This is a genomic window from Halopenitus sp. POP-27 (genome assembly GCF_029889855.1).
GTDB lineage: Archaea > Halobacteriota > Halobacteria > Halobacteriales > Haloferacaceae > Halopenitus > Halopenitus malekzadehii.
Map to the genome: position 1 here is coordinate 23,426 of NZ_JARANU010000017.1, position 14,220 is coordinate 37,645.

The following is a 14,220-nucleotide window of genomic DNA, read 5'->3' on the forward strand; positions in this document are numbered from 1 at the left end:
GTCCGGTATGCGATTCACGCGACGAGTCGGCGGGGTGCTGTCGATCGGGATCGGGGGCAGTCTTGCGATCGCCGCGGTCGTCCTGGCGGGGATCGGCACCCTGGATGGCGTCCTCACGGCGGTGCCGGGCGTCACCGCGGCGCTCGGCGGTCCGGGTGGCGGCGGAACGGGCGGAACGGGCGGCGGAGTCGGTACCGGCGGCCACTCGGTGCTTCACCCGGCCGCCTACGCGGCGGGTGCAACGCTGCTCGTCGCGGGTACCGCCGCAGTCCGTGATCGGACCATCGATCCGCGAACGACCCTCGTGATTCCCGCCATCGGCCTCGGGCTCGCGCTGATCGGCGGCGTCCTCGGTGGCACCCTCACGGCGGTCACCGGCGATCCCGTGGGAGCCGGCGTCGGCGGTCTCACACCGGAGAGTACGTTTGCGATCGCGGGAACCGCGGTCGGAACCGCGGTCGCACCCGTCGTCGTTGGAGCGCTCCGTGAACACACGATCGTCCTCCTGGCGGGGTTCGTCGTGGCGATCGCGGCCGTCGCCGCGTCGCCGACGCCGGTTCTGGCCGCTGCCGTCGGACTCGGCGGCGGAACGGGCGCGATCGCCGTCGCCTGGCGGCTCGACCCGGACGGCTGGCGGCCGTGAGCCAGCTACGGCGGATCCCGGCATCGAACGACGCGATACCCCTATCCGTGTCGGGACCGAACCGCGGGTATGGCGACCGAGGCGTGTGCGGTCTGTGACACCGACGTGCGGATCGCCGGCGGGATCGGCGATCTCTGGAGCTTCGCCTTCGAGTCGACGCAGGGGTTGACGCTCGAGCTCGTCGACGGCTCCGAGTTCTTCCTCTGTTTCGACTGTCTGGAACGGCTCCCCGACGACACGGAACCGACCGCGGCGGACGTCGAGCGACTGCAGGCCGCGACCGAAACCGACGCGGGAACGGCGGCGGACGGGACGGAGACGGACGTCCCGTCGAAGTAGCGACGAGACGGCCCCGACGCCCGCTCGGAGAACGGCGAGACGGCCCCGACGTCGGTGTCGATCGACCCGACAGTTTTACTCCGATCGCAACGGACCCGGGAGTGTGGACCCCGACCGGATCCCCGCCGAATTCCCGGCGCCGAGCTTTCGCGGCGCACAGGAGCACGCCCTTCACGACATCAACGACGCGTTCGCGGCCGGCAACGAGGTCGTGCTGGTTCGCGCGCCGACCGGCAGCGGCAAGTCGCTACTTGCGCGGTCGATCATGGGGGCGGCCCGGACCGTCGAGGCGGCCGAGCCCCGGGAGGCGACCGGCGCGTACTACACGACGCCGCAGGTCTCACAGCTCGATGACGTCGCGACCGACGAACTCCTCGACGACCTGAACGTGATCCGCGGGAAGTCGAACTACGCCTGCGTCCTGCCGGGTGAACACGACACGCCGGTCGACCGCGCACCCTGCGCCCGGCAGCGCGGGTTCGACTGCAGCATCCAGCACCGATGTCCGTACTTTTCCGACCGGTCGATCGCCTCCTCCCGGCGCTTTGCCGCGATGACGCTCGCCTACTTCATGCAGACCGCCGGGTCCGAGGTGTTCGGAAAGCGGGATGTGGTCGTGATCGACGAGGCCCACGGACTGGCCGAGTGGGCGGAGATGTACGCGACGATCGAACTCACCCCGGACCGCGTTCCCGTCTGGGAGGACGTCGGCGTGCCCGACGTCTCGGGCGAATCGGGCGGTCGCGGCGGCGGTCGAGAAAGTGGCGGTAGTCGAAACGGTGACGGCGGCGGGAACGGCGACGGGAACGCCGACCACGGTCAGCTCGACCGCACCGCCCGGTTCGTCGAGCAGCTCCGTGACGCCTGCGAACGGGCGAAGGACGAGCTGGTCGGCCGGCCGGAGCTGGAGCCCGCGGAGGTCGCCCGCCGCGACCGGCTCCAAGAGCTGATCGGGGAACTCGGGTGGTTCCTCGAGGATTACCGCGACCCGCAGAGCCCGACCACCTGGGTCGTCGACCAGCCCGGCGGCGAGGGAACGGCGATCACGATCAAGCCGCTGGACCCGGCACGGTACCTGAAACACACCGTCTGGGACCGAGGGAACCGCTTCGCGCTGCTGTCGGCGACGATCCTCTCGAAGGAGGCGTTCTGCCGCGGGGTCGGGCTTGATCCGTCCGACGTCGCGCTCGTCGACGTCGAGCACACGTTCCCGCTCGAGAACCGCCCGCTGTACGACGTGACGCAGGGGAAGATGACCTACGAGCACCGCGCGGAGACGATCCCCCGGATCGCCGAGTTGGTCGTCCGCCTGATGGCTCGTCATCCCGACGAGAAGGGGCTGATCCACGCCCACTCGTACGCGATCGCCGAACAGCTCGCCGATCGACTCCGCGACCGCGGCGTCGCACCGCGGGTGCGCAGCCACACGAAGGCGACCCGGGACGACGAACTGGAGGTGTGGAAGGCGAGCGACGACCCGGAGGTGTTCGTCTCGGTGAAGATGGAGGAGGCGCTCGATCTCCGGGACGAGCTGTGTCGCTGGCAGGTGATCTGCAAGGCGCCGTACCTGAACACGAACGACTCCCGCGTCGAACGCCGGCTCGAGGAGGGCCAGTGGGCGTGGTACCATCGCGCCGCGCTGCGAACCGTCATCCAGGCCTGCGGGCGCGTCGTACGCGCGCCGGACGATCACGGGACGACCTACCTGGCGGACGACTCGCTGCTCGACCTCTTCGAGCGGGCGCGGGCCGACACCCCGCCGTGGTTCGCCGACCAGATCGCCGCGATGGGGACGCCGGACCTCCCTGCGGCCGATCCGGCGGCGGCACTATCCGGGATCGACGCGACGCCGACCGCGGCTGCGGCTGCCGGCGGGGGGGCCGTCGACGCCGAAACGGAAGCCCGAATCACGAGCGATGACACGGCAACGAACGGTTCCACGGCAGACGGGAGCACCGGATCGGGATCGACGAACCGGGACGCGGGGACCGGAACCACGAGTAGCGGGACAAGCGGCACCTCGACCGGCGGCGGAGGCGGGGCCGAAACCCGGTCCGAACGCGACGCGAAGCGCCGCAATGATCACCCGCTCTCCGACGTCTGGGGCGACGGCTAGTCGGGCGTCAGATCAGGGAGACGCCCCAGGCCACCATCGAGGAGACCATCAGGAACGCGAAGAACAGCGCGAACAGTTTCTCTCGGTCCATACGCCGAGTAGGCAGTCGAACACGCATAATTCCTGTGTCCTGCCCGCGACGCCGACCAGTTGGTGATCGAGAAGCATCTCCTGGCGCCGATCGATACGGATCATCATCAACGATCAGTATATATGTGCCTTATACGCGCGGTGGTTCTGGGCGAACTCCGATCCACACCTTATACCATATAAGGTGTTTGTATCCCCTCAAGGAGATAGTAACCTTCATAATCCCTCACGCCTCACCGACGTGTATGGCATCCCACGGGCTGGCGACCGCGCTCACGCTGTACGGGTCGCGAACACTGACGCTGTCGCAGGCGGCCGCGCAGGCGGGGCTCAGCGAGGCCGAGTTCATCGAACAGCTCGAGCGACACGACATCGAGGTCACCGAGTCCGAGCGCGCCGCGGCGCTCGACTCCGACGCGGTCGCCGCGACCGCCGATTGAGGCCGATCGACGGCTCACCCGTCATCACGGAAGTTCCACAGTCACGTCGACAAGCTGGTCTTCGGTCTGCCAGCGGTACAGCCGCCCGTCTTGGTCGAATAGCTCGAAGACACCGTCCTGCATCCAGCCGAACGAATTCGCCTCGTCCTCGTACTCCCGCTTGAGGACGTGACTCTTCGCGAAGTACTCGGTCGTCCCGACGAGCAGGCCTTGCTCGACGAGAAAGTCACTCGGTTCCATCTCAGCGACGCCGACGAGGGACGTCACGATGTCGGCGATCAGACAGAATTTCTGAATGCTGTTGTCCCATTCTCCCCGGATATCGACCATCCTGAAGGCGTAGGCGTCCTGCCGACGGTTGAGACGGTCGACCACCAGATTCAGCCGTCGAATTGGCTCCCGATCGTAGTTCCCGAGTACGAAATACGACCGATCGTTCTCGTAGACGGGGGTCAACTCGCCTAGGGCGTGGAGAATCTGCTCGTTGTCCGCCAGCGTGATCGTTTCTTCGTCAAGGTGGTCCTTCGCACTGGTGAGGACTTCCTTGGGGACTGACGACTCCTCATCGGGCATACGCAGTCGTCCCAGTCGCACAAGATATGGTTTATAGAGTAATTTACCCGGTCATATATACACGGATCACTTCAGAGTAATTTACCCAAGAGTAAACTACTTGCCGCCAGGGCGTGTACTCCATCGTATGAGTACCGAACTGGAGGCTGCTAACGGAACGGAACCCCGCGAACTCGTCCACTTCGTCACCCAACGGACACGGTTCGCGCTCGTCAACAACATCCTCCAGCATCCCGAACAGCTCCCTTCGATGTACGAACTCGAGGAGCTCAACCCCAGCGTAAGCGACGCCACCGTCTACAAGCACATCCAGAAGCTCATTGACGCGGGGATCGTGAAGGAGGTCCCTTTAGACGATGATCAGCGTCGACAGGGCTATCCCTGGAAGTTCTACGGCCTCTCGGAGGAGGGCCGAACCTTCCTCGAGGAACACAACCTCCTCGCCGCGGAGGAAACTCTCCAACGGATCTACGAGACCATCAGCGACAAGCCCGAAAAGATGGTCAAATACGAGAACGCCCCCCGCCCGGACACATAAACCCGCTGCCGGCACTACGTCTCAGAACCCAAATCCTCGTCGGGAACGAGGTAGACGTCGCCGTCGTGTTTCACCGCGGACACGGCGTCGGGACGGTCCTCGTCGTCGAAGAAGTCGGGATTCGGGACCGTGACGGCCTCGTAGGTCTCGGGGTCGAGCACCTGCACGGCGTGTTCGTCCTCGACGGTCACGACGGTCGTTTCGGTCGCGTCCTCGTGCCGGCCGACGCGGTCGGCGTCGGGCGTCTCGCCCTCCGCGTACTCGGAGACGTACTCCTCGCCGGAGGCGAGCCGGGTGCCCCGGAGTCGGTTCGAGACGCTCTCGACGAGCACGGGCCCGTCGCCGTCGTTCGGATCGATTATCTCGCCGGCCGCGTACCGGGGCAACCGGACGGCGAAGGTCACGCGATACACCTCGTTACCGTCGCCGTCCTCGGTCACGAGCGTCGGGTAGGACTCGAAGCTGCCGCCGAGCCGCTCGACGATCCGGGTTGCGACCGACTGACCCAGTCCGTTCGAGGAGATCTTGACGTTCGGGCCGTCCTCGGTCTCGATCACCTCGGTGATGAACGCCTCCCGATCGCCTTTCGCCTCCTGGTCGGCGACGTGGGACTCGGCGATCGCGAGTGCCTCCTCGCGTTCTGCAGGGGTGAGATCGCGGTCGTCGGCTCGGATCTGGACGATCGCGGCGTAGTAGCCGCCGGCGATCCGGCCGCATCGGTCACAGGTTCCGCGGGAGATCTTCACCGGCACGGTCACGGATTTCTCACGGAGCGTTCCCCGGACGATCCCGGAGAACTCACAGTGCATCCGGATCGTGTTCTCGTCGACCTGCTCGGGCTCGACGCCCCAGTTCACCTCGGCGGCGTCGACGTGGACTCCGAGCGCCTCGGCCGTCTCGTCGACGGCGACGTCGGTGTAATCGCGTGCGCCGACGTCCCGCCAGGACTCGCCGCGACGGACGGCGCCGCACCCGGAACAGACGAGGACCTCGATCCGGTCGGGGGCGTCGACGAGGTCGAAGTCCTCGAAGTAACAGTCGTCACAGAGCTTTCGATCCCGCGTGCGCGGCTCACCGGGGCGCGGCTCGTCTCGATCCGCGACCGGATCGCCACAGCGGGGACAGAACTCGCGGGAGTCGCTCATTGCCCCGCGGTAGGTGACTCTACCGGTTAAGTCGACCGAATCACCCGGCTCCGTCGACGTCGGCGGCGTCAGCGTCGGCGTCGGCGTCGGCGTCGGCGATCGCGGGGCAGAACGGAGATCGGTCCACCTCCGTGACACGGAGACCCAGGTGACGGATCGCGAACGCCGGCAGCGTCTGCACCGGTGGTGTGGCTTTAACACCGGCGGGAGCGATGTGCCGCGTATGGCAGACGATCCTGCGGACGAGGAGACGCAACGGTTCGCCACACGCAGCCTCCACGCCGGCGCACAGCCCGACCCGACGACGGGATCGCGGGCGACGCCGATCTATCAGACGACGTCGTACTCCTTCGATGACGCCGACCACGCGGCGTCGCTGTTCGCGCTGGAGGAGCCGGGCAACATCTACTCGCGGCTGATGAACCCGACGAACGCGGTCCTCGAGGAACGGATCGCCTCCCTCGAGAACGGCATCGCCGCGGTCGCGACCAGCTCCGGGATGGCCGCGTTGAACCTCGCGACGTTCCTGCTTGCCGGCCCCGGCGACAACATCGTCTCGGCCTCCTCGCTGTACGGCGGCACCTACACGTACCTCACCCACTCGGTCGAGCGAAAGGGGGTTACCACCCGCTTCGTCGACACGCTCGACGTCGACGCCTACGCGGAGGCGATCGACGAGGACACGGCGTACGTCCACCTCGAGACGATCGGCAACCCCGCACTCGTGACGCCCGACATCGAGGCGATCGCCGAGGTCGCCCACGAACACGACGCACCCCTCCTCGTGGACAACACGTTCGCGACGCCGTACCTCTGTAACCCGCTCGATCACGGCGCGGACCTCGTGTGGCACTCGACCACCAAGTGGATCCACGGCGCCGGCACCACCATCGGCGGCGTCCTCGTCGATGGCGGGTCGTTCCCGTGGGGCGAGCACGCGGAGAAGTACCCCGAGATCGGCGGCGACAACCCCGCCTACCACGGCGTCAACTTCACCGAGCGGTTCGGCGACGCGGCGTTCACCTACGCCGCCGTCGCCCGCGGCCTGCGCGACCTCGGCTGTCAGCAGTCGCCGTTCGACTCCTGGCAGACGATCCAGGGGCTCAACACGCTCCCGTTCCGGATGGAGCGCCACTGTGAGAACGCCGCGATCGTCGCCGAACACCTCCTCGACCACCCCGAGGTAAGCTGGGTCAACTACCCCGGACTCGAGACCCACGAGACTCACGAGGCCGCCAGCGAGTACCTCGACGGCGGCTACGGCGGAATGATCACCTTCGGGCTCGAGGCGGGCTACGACGCCGCGAAGACGACCGTCGAGAGCACCGAGATCGCCTCGCTGCTGGCGAACGTCGGCGACGCGAAGACCCTGATCATCCACCCCGCCTCGACGACCCACCAGCAACTCAGCGAGGAGGAGCTGCTCTCGGCGGGCGTCACGGAGGACATGGTCCGGATCTCGGTCGGCCTGGAGGACCCCGCGGACGTCATCGCCGACCTCGATCAGGCGATCGAAACCGCGACGGAGTAGTCGGATCGGCAGCCGAATCGGAAACGGACGGTCGCCGAAACGATTAGGGGCGTTCCGCCCCCGGTATCAGACGGTATGACCAAAGTAAGCGTGGTCGGCGCCGCGGGCACCGTGGGTGCCGCGGCCGGCTACAACATCGCGCTGCGTGACGTCGCTGACGAGCTCGTGTTCGTGGACATCCCGGACAAGGAACCGGAGGCGGTCGGTCAGGCCGCCGACGTCAACCACGGCGTCGCCTACGACGCGAACACGACCGTTCGCCAGGGAGACTACGCGGACACCGCGGGCTCGGACGTGGTCGTGATCACCGCCGGAATCCCCCGCCAGCCCGGCCAGACCCGGATCGACCTCGCGGGCGACAACGCGCCGATCATGGACGACATCGGCTCCTCGCTGGCCGAACACAACGACGACTTCGTCACGGTGACCACCTCGAACCCGGTGGACCTGCTCAACCGGCACCTCTACGAATCCGGCGACCGCGACCGCCACGCCGTCGTCGGGTTCGGTGGCCGGCTCGACTCGGCCCGGTTCCGGTACGTCCTCGCCGATCGGTTCGACACGCCGGTCCGGAACGTCGAGGCCACCATCCTCGGCGAGCACGGCGAGGCCCAGGTTCCCGTCTTCTCGAAGGTGCGCGTCGACGGCCGGGACCCGAGCTTCGACGCCGACGAGCGCGAGGCGATCCTGGGTGACCTCCAGGAGTCCGCGATGGACGTCATCGAGCGCAAGGGCGCCACCCAGTGGGGGCCGGCGACCGGCGTCGCCCACGTCGTGGAGGCGATCCTCAAGGACACCGGCGAGGTGCTCCCGTGCTCGGTCGTCCTCGACGGCGAGTACGGCTACGAGGACACGGCCCTCGGCGTCCCCGCCAAACTCGGGGCGAACGGCGTCGAGGAGATCGTCGAGTGGGACCTCGACGACTACGAGCGCGAGCTGCTCGCTGAGGCGGCCGGAAAACTCTCCGAGCAGTACGCCGAGATCGCGTAACGGCCGCGCGTCGAATTCTAGCGAAGCAAACCCTTATTTCGGAAGCCGTCGTATCTTCGCTCAATGAGTTCCGCGATCCAGATCGTGAATACGCCGGAGGTACTTCACGGGAAGCCACGGATTGCCGGCACGCGCATCGGCGTGCTGCAGGTCGGCGAAGCAGTTCGTCGGAACGAATGGACGGTCGAGGAAACCGCCGACGAGTTCGATATCGACGCCGATCACGTTCGGGCTGCACTCGCGTACTACGATGACCATCCCGAGGTGATGGCTACGCTCCGCACGCAGCGGGAGGCGCGAAAGCGAACGATCGACGCGACGACCAGGGCCGAGTAGTGCGGCTGCTGTGTGATCAGAACGTTCCACGAAAATACGTCACCGCGTTCCGACAACACGATCGACTCACGGCAACGACGGTCGACGAGCAACTCAGGCACGATGCTCCGGACCGCGAGATCGTCGCACGCGCCGAACGTGATGGCTGGGTCGTGTTCACGAACGACGAGGACTTTTACGTGGTGGGCGGCGATCACGGGCTGCTAGTATATGATCAAGTTACGGACCCGGCACCCAGTGCAGTCGTGGCGGCAATAGAGCGAATCGACGCCGCATACGAATCCGACGCCGAGATACTGGAAACGGTGCCGGGCGGCTGGCTCTAGCTCGCCAGTTCGGTTGCAAGCAAATCGGTAGGTAGGTTCCGGATCGGTGGGTCGTTCACGCGTTGGAGCCGTCACCACTCCCGCTTTTCGCGCCGTCCTCCTTTTCCCCCTCGATCCGCTCGGAACCACCTTCGATCCGCTCCGAGAGCCAGTCGTAGTGGTCGAGCAGCGCGCTCACTCCGGCGTCCGTGAGCCGGTAGACGTCGGCGATGCCCTCGGTCCGCGACGCGACGTGGCCCGACTCCTCGAGCGCGGTCAGCATCGCGTGGAACGACTGCGGGTCGATCCGTTCGTCGTAATGGGACGTGAGTCGGTTCTTCAACTGCTGTGCGCGCAGGCTCCCCGCCTCGTACAGGAGCGCACAGACGTCGCGGCGACGACCGCTGTGGAGCCACTTGGACATAGCGGTCGATCGGTCCCGATGGTGATAGGGCTCCCGTCTCGGGACGGAGCAGTCGCGGTCCGTCCGCGCCGGATCGCGATCGCGATCAGGCGTCGTCGGGGGGATCCGCTGAGCGTCCTCGGAGAACGTCGTCCGGTATCCTCGAGTCACTCCTCGGCCGATCCGGGGACCGATCCCTGGAACATCGTTCGGAACGGGAAGTCGGTCCCCCGCGTCTCGAAGCGGTCGAGCGAGAGGGGAGCAAGCGCGAACGGGACCGACTCGCCGGTGAGGTGCGCGCGGACCGCGGTCCCGATCGAATCGGCGGCCATCACGCCCGCGCCGTGGAAGCCGGCCGCGACGACGAGGCCATCGGGAGCCTCGGCGGGCGCGTCGATGATCGGCTTCGCGTCGGGGGTCGTGGCGTCGGCCATCGGGCAGCACTCGTACCGGACCACGGCGGGAGCCTCGTCGACGGCCGAAAGGATCGACGGGATCTCGTCCGCGATGAGGCGGTCGAGCGTCTCGCCGAACTCGCGGGGGTCCTCGGGCGGGTCGGTGACCCGATCATCGCCGCCGTACCGGTGTTCGGTCCCGACGAGCAGCCGGCCGTCCCGGGTGCCGCGCCAGTACGCGCCCAGGACCGCGTCCCCGCCCATCGGGACGTCATCGGGGAGATCAGCCTCGAGGTAGGCGACGTTCCAAGTGAACGGCCGGATCGGAACGGCGAGAACCTCCTCGAGCAACGCCGGGGTCGCGGAGCCGGCAGCCGCCACCACGGCGTCGGCGTCGACGGGGCCGTACTCGGTCTCGATCCCCGCGACGGCGCCGTTTCCGCCGCGGCCCGCCCCGTCGACGCGGACGGACTCGACGGTCGTGTCGGGACGGAACTCCACCCCGCGTCGGACGCATTCACGGTGCATCGTCGCGAGGAACTCGTCGACGTCGAAGTAGCCCGTGCCCTCCCAGACGAGCGCCTTCTCGTAGGGTGCCTCGGGGTCGAAGACGTCGGCGTACTCGGCCGCGTCCACGAGCGAGACGCTGGAGGCATCCGCGTCCGCGGCGGCTGCCGCCTCGCGAGCCCCCGGAACGTCCGCCGGCCGAACACCCCTGACGTACTCGCGGTCCGTCCACTCGAACACGCCCGTGCCGTCAAGATCGCGGAAGAACTCGAGCGCGCAGTCGCTCCAGGCGGGCCAGTCGGGGTAGTCGACCGGCGTCGTGATCACTCCGGAGGCGCGGCTCGAGGTTCCGTTTCCGATCGCGTCCCGGTCCAACACGACCACGTTGTGGTCCGACGCGAGCCGGTAGGCGGTGCTCAATCCCGCGACGCCGGACCCGACGACGGCAACACGTGTCATACCGGTCGATCGATTCCGGTTCGCATAGTGGTTTCGCCGGCCGCGAGCGGAAACGCCCTCAACGAGAGGAAACGCCTTTCCCCACGAGGCGCCCCACTTCGAACAATGCGTGGGAGGCCGTCCCGGGGAGGGACACGATGAAGGTCGCCGAAGCGGTCCCGGAGTTCGCCGACGCGTTCGGCTTCGAGGAGTTCAACCGGATGCAACGCGAGACGTTGCCCGCGCTCCTGGAGACGAACGAGAACGTGGTCGCGAGCGCGCCGACGGGGTCCGGCAAGACCGCCCTCGCCGAGCTCGCGATCTGTAAGACGCTCGCCGACGGCGGGACGGCGCTGTTCGTCGCGCCGCTGCGCGCGCTCACCAACGAGAAGGAAAGCGAGTGGGAGCGCTTCGAGAACCTGGGCTACTCGGTCTACGTTGTCTCGGGCGAGCGCGACCTGAACCCCAGACAGGCGGAGCGCGCCGACGTCATCGTGATCACTCCCGAGAAGGCGGACTCGGCGACGCGGAAACACGACTCCGCGCGCTACTCGTTCATCGGCGACGTCGACTGCGTGCTCATCGACGAGGTCCACCTCCTCGATTCCGACCGCCGGGGCGGCGTCCTCGAGGTCGTCGTCTCCCGGCTCCGCCGGATCTGTGACCCGCGGATCGTCGCTCTCTCGGCGACGATGTCGAACGTCGAGGACGTCGCCGACTGGCTCGACGCGCCGCCGGAGGCAACCTTCGAGTTCGGCGACGAGTATCGCCCGGTCGATCTGGAAACCGGCGTGAAGACCTACTCACACGGCGACAACGCCTTCGCGGACAAGTACCGCCGGCTCTACCGGGCGCTCGACCTGGCCGAGCCCCACATCCGCGAGGACGGGCAGGCGCTCGTGTTCGTCTCCTCCAGACAGGACACCGCCCAGGCCGCGAAGAAGGCCCGCGACGAGATCGCCGAGCGCGACGTCCCGGTCGGCGCACGCGGGGAATACGACTTCCACACGGCGGCCCAGGAGCTCACGAACGACACGCTCCGCCAGTCAGTCCTCGACGGGGTCGGCTTCCACCACGCCGGGCTCGGAAAGGACGACCGCGACCGCGTCGAGGAGTGGTTCCGGGAGGGGCTGATCTCGATCCTCTTTTCGACGTCGACGCTGGCGTGGGGCGTGAACCTCCCGGCCCGCTGTGTGATCATCCGGGACACGAAGTATCACGACCCGCTGGCGGGCGAGACCGACGTCTCGCCGCTCGACGTGCTCCAGATGCTGGGCCGCGCCGGACGCCCCGGCTACGACGACATCGGATACGGCTGGGTCGTCTGTGATCGGTCCGACGCCGACCGGTACCGCCGGCTGCTCCGAGAGGGCAAGCCGATCGAGTCGCGGCTCGCGGAGGACCTCCCGGGCCACCTCAACGCCGAGATCGCGATGGGGACGATCCGCGACCTCGATGACGTGATGGACTGGATCGAGACGACGTTCTACTTCGTGCGCGCGCGCTCGGAGCCCGAGCGGTACGACTTCGACTCGATCCGTGAGCGCGTCCGGGACACGCTCGAGGACCTGGTCACGGACGGGTTCGTCGAGACCGACGCGGATCTGGGGATCGAACCGACCGCCGTCGGGCGGCTCGCCTCGAAGTACTACCTCCGGCTCGATACCGCGAGCCGCTTCCACGAACTGGCCGAGCGCGACTCGCTGTCGGTGGCCTCGATCCTCGAGTCGATCGCCGCCGCCGGCGAGTTCGACTCCGTCTCCGCGCGGTCGGCGGAGGCCGACGCGATCGACCGGATTCTCTCGGCGTCCGATCTCGAGACGAGCCTCGAGGAGGGCCACCGGAAGGTGTTCGCGATCCTGGCGGCGAGCATGGACGACGCGGTCCCCTCGGACCTCCGGTCCGACGCGTGGGTGATCCGGCAGAACGCGCTCCGGTTGATCGCCGCGCTGACGGAGTTCCTCGACCGCTTCGCCGGCCCGCGCGCGGCCAACCTCGCGCGGCGCGTGGAGGCACGGCTCGACCACGGCGTCGCCCGCGAGGCGGTTGCGTTCACGGCGATCGACGGCGTCGGCGCGAACCGTGCCGAGCGACTCGCCGACGCGGAGTTCGACTCGCCGACCGTGGTGGCCGAAGCCGATCCGAGCACCCTCGAGGCGGCCGGGATGAGCGAGGGCGTCGCGAGCCGGATCGTCGAGGCAGCCGGCGATCTTCCCCGGCTCGACGTCGAGTGGGGATCGTTCCCCGAGTACGTCGGAACCGGGGATAACGAGCTGTGTGAGGTGACGGTTCGAAACCACGGGGGCGGCGCCCGAGTCGGCGTCCGCGTGACCGTCAACGACGTCGAGATGCACGCGAAGACGGTCTATCTCGACGGCGAGACGACCGTTCCCGTCGGCGTGTTCGGCCCGCCGGACGCGGCGGATCTGTCCTTCGTGGTCGAGGCGACGTTCCCCGACCATCCCCTGCTTCCGGTGCGTGCGAGCCGCGCGGTCGACGTCGAGTGAGCCGCGCCGTCGACGTCGAATAGGACATCGGGACAGCGAAGTTGCTGTCGACGCGCCACGCCCAGAGTTCAAAGGCGATGCCGCGCCAGACGGCGTATGCCATCGCGACTCCGCGTTCTGGCCGGCGACTGTACCACGACCCTGAGCGGCACCCGCGAGCGAACCCAACGCGGCCGCGTGGTCGTCGTTGTCAAGCCGGACAACACGACGCTCGTCCACGACGCCGACGGCTACCAGCCGATCGAGTGGCTCACCCGCCCCGATTCGGTGGCGATCGAGACCGACGCCGCGGGGTTCACCGTCACCGCGCGCGACGGCGACCGGACCCTTCGGGTGATCACCCACGAACGGGAGGCCGGGATCGAGGTCCCGGTCACCGAGGCCGGGCTGCCGGTCGGAACCTGTCCGGACTGTGCGTCCGCGCTGATCCGGTCGGGCGGACACGTCGCCTGCACGGGGTGTGAGGAGCGGTACGGGCTCCCGACGGGCGCGACGGTGCTCGACCGGAGCTGTGAGGAGTGTGGGCTCCCCCTGCTTCGCGTCGAGCGAGGGGAGGCCTTCACCGTCTGTCTGGACGTCTCCTGTGACTCGCTGGCGGACGCCGTCGTCGACCGGTTCGACCGCGTCTGGTCGTGTCCCGACTGCGGCTCGGACCTCCGCGTTCAGCAGGCGACCGGCCGGGTCTTTCTCGGCTGTGACGCGTATCCGGCGTGTGAGACGACGTTCTCGATCCCCGACGGGGTCGTCGTCGACGACTGCCCGTGCGGGCTGCCGATCCTCGAGAGCGCCACGGGGCGGCGCTGTCTCGACGGCGCCTGCGAGGCGTGGGAGGCGTGGAGTGGCAACGGCAACGGCGGAGAGGACGGCGAGGACGCCGAACCGCCCGGAGCCTGAGTCGTCATCCACGGACCGCAACCCGTTTAG

16 protein-coding genes are annotated in these 14,220 nt (G+C 67.9%); 11 read left to right on the top strand and 5 right to left on the bottom strand.

Annotated elements, in window-relative coordinates:
* The first annotated feature begins 7 nt into the window (after positions 1-7).
* The 4 genes from OQF70_RS10855 to OQF70_RS10870 all read left to right on the top strand — a co-directional run bounded on the left by OQF70_RS10855 (position 8) and on the right by OQF70_RS10870 (position 3,628).
* Positions 8-643 carry a hypothetical protein gene (locus OQF70_RS10855; protein ID WP_280537573.1) on the top strand — a complete coding sequence of 212 codons (636 nt, stop codon included), beginning with the start codon at positions 8-10 and terminating at the stop codon, positions 641-643.
* 69 nt (positions 644-712) lie between these two features.
* Positions 713-982, top strand: coding sequence for a hypothetical protein (locus tag OQF70_RS10860; RefSeq protein WP_280537574.1), 270 nt, complete (start codon positions 713-715; stop codon positions 980-982).
* Positions 983-1,085: 103 nt separating this feature from the next.
* Positions 1,086-3,098, top strand: a complete 2,013-nt coding sequence (locus OQF70_RS10865; protein WP_280537575.1) for an ATP-dependent DNA helicase — start codon at positions 1,086-1,088, stop codon at positions 3,096-3,098.
* 335 nt (positions 3,099-3,433) lie between these two features.
* Positions 3,434-3,628 carry a UPF0175 family protein gene (locus tag OQF70_RS10870; RefSeq protein WP_021073996.1) on the top strand — a complete coding sequence of 65 codons (195 nt, stop codon included), beginning with the start codon at positions 3,434-3,436 and terminating at the stop codon, positions 3,626-3,628.
* A gap of 24 nt (positions 3,629-3,652) precedes the next feature.
* On the opposite strand, the gene OQF70_RS10875 is transcribed toward OQF70_RS10870, so the two are convergent.
* A complete protein-coding gene (locus tag OQF70_RS10875; RefSeq protein WP_280537576.1) occupies positions 3,653-4,201 on the bottom strand; it encodes a hypothetical protein in 549 nt (182 codons plus the stop codon).
* Between the two features lie 127 nt (positions 4,202-4,328).
* Between OQF70_RS10875 and OQF70_RS10880 the strand changes: the two genes are divergently transcribed.
* A complete protein-coding gene (locus tag OQF70_RS10880; protein ID WP_280537577.1) occupies positions 4,329-4,739 on the top strand; it encodes a MarR family transcriptional regulator in 411 nt (136 codons plus the stop codon).
* 14 nt (positions 4,740-4,753) lie between these two features.
* On the opposite strand, the gene OQF70_RS10885 is transcribed toward OQF70_RS10880, so the two are convergent.
* On the bottom strand, positions 4,754-5,884 hold the full coding sequence (locus tag OQF70_RS10885; protein ID WP_280537578.1) for a 60S ribosomal export protein NMD3: 1,131 nt from the start codon (positions 5,882-5,884) through the stop codon (positions 4,754-4,756).
* Between the two features lie 40 nt (positions 5,885-5,924).
* Positions 5,925-6,065 (bottom strand): hypothetical protein, encoded by a 141-nt coding sequence (locus tag OQF70_RS10890; RefSeq protein ID WP_280537579.1) that lies wholly within the window; start codon positions 6,063-6,065, stop codon positions 5,925-5,927.
* Between the two features lie 42 nt (positions 6,066-6,107).
* Here OQF70_RS10890 and OQF70_RS10895 point away from each other — a divergent pair, with 42 nt between their 5' ends.
* From OQF70_RS10895 to OQF70_RS10910, 4 genes are all read left to right on the top strand, one after another.
* Complete coding sequence (locus OQF70_RS10895; protein WP_280537580.1) at positions 6,108-7,415, top strand: O-acetylhomoserine aminocarboxypropyltransferase/cysteine synthase family protein; 1,308 nt, start codon at positions 6,108-6,110, stop codon at positions 7,413-7,415.
* Positions 7,416-7,490: 75 nt separating this feature from the next.
* Positions 7,491-8,405, top strand: coding sequence for a malate dehydrogenase (gene mdh / locus OQF70_RS10900; protein WP_280537581.1), 915 nt, complete (start codon positions 7,491-7,493; stop codon positions 8,403-8,405).
* A gap of 63 nt (positions 8,406-8,468) precedes the next feature.
* A complete protein-coding gene (locus OQF70_RS10905; RefSeq protein WP_092816486.1) occupies positions 8,469-8,741 on the top strand; it encodes a DUF433 domain-containing protein in 273 nt (90 codons plus the stop codon).
* Positions 8,741-9,067: a DUF5615 family PIN-like protein gene (locus tag OQF70_RS10910; RefSeq protein ID WP_280537582.1), complete on the top strand. Its 327-nt coding sequence runs from the start codon at positions 8,741-8,743 to the stop codon at positions 9,065-9,067. The genes OQF70_RS10905 and OQF70_RS10910 overlap by 1 nt, the downstream gene beginning before the upstream one ends.
* Positions 9,068-9,122: 55 nt before the next feature.
* Here OQF70_RS10910 and OQF70_RS10915 read toward each other — a convergent pair whose 3' ends face one another.
* Both OQF70_RS10915 and OQF70_RS10920 read right to left on the bottom strand, forming a co-directional pair.
* Entirely contained in the window at positions 9,123-9,470 is a 348-nt protein-coding gene (locus OQF70_RS10915; protein WP_280537583.1) for a PadR family transcriptional regulator, read from the bottom strand.
* A gap of 146 nt (positions 9,471-9,616) precedes the next feature.
* Positions 9,617-10,810, bottom strand: coding sequence for an FAD-dependent oxidoreductase (locus OQF70_RS10920; RefSeq protein WP_280537584.1), 1,194 nt, complete (start codon positions 10,808-10,810; stop codon positions 9,617-9,619).
* Positions 10,811-10,947: 137 nt separating this feature from the next.
* Here OQF70_RS10920 and OQF70_RS10925 point away from each other — a divergent pair, with 137 nt between their 5' ends.
* Together OQF70_RS10925 and OQF70_RS10930 are read left to right on the top strand one after the other, a co-directional pair.
* A complete protein-coding gene (locus OQF70_RS10925) occupies positions 10,948-13,296 on the top strand; it encodes a DEAD/DEAH box helicase (RefSeq protein ID WP_280537585.1) in 2,349 nt (782 codons plus the stop codon).
* 96 nt (positions 13,297-13,392) lie between these two features.
* Positions 13,393-14,190, top strand: a complete 798-nt coding sequence (locus OQF70_RS10930; RefSeq protein ID WP_280537586.1) for a topoisomerase DNA-binding C4 zinc finger domain-containing protein — start codon at positions 13,393-13,395, stop codon at positions 14,188-14,190.
* Positions 14,191-14,220 lie beyond the last annotated feature (30 nt).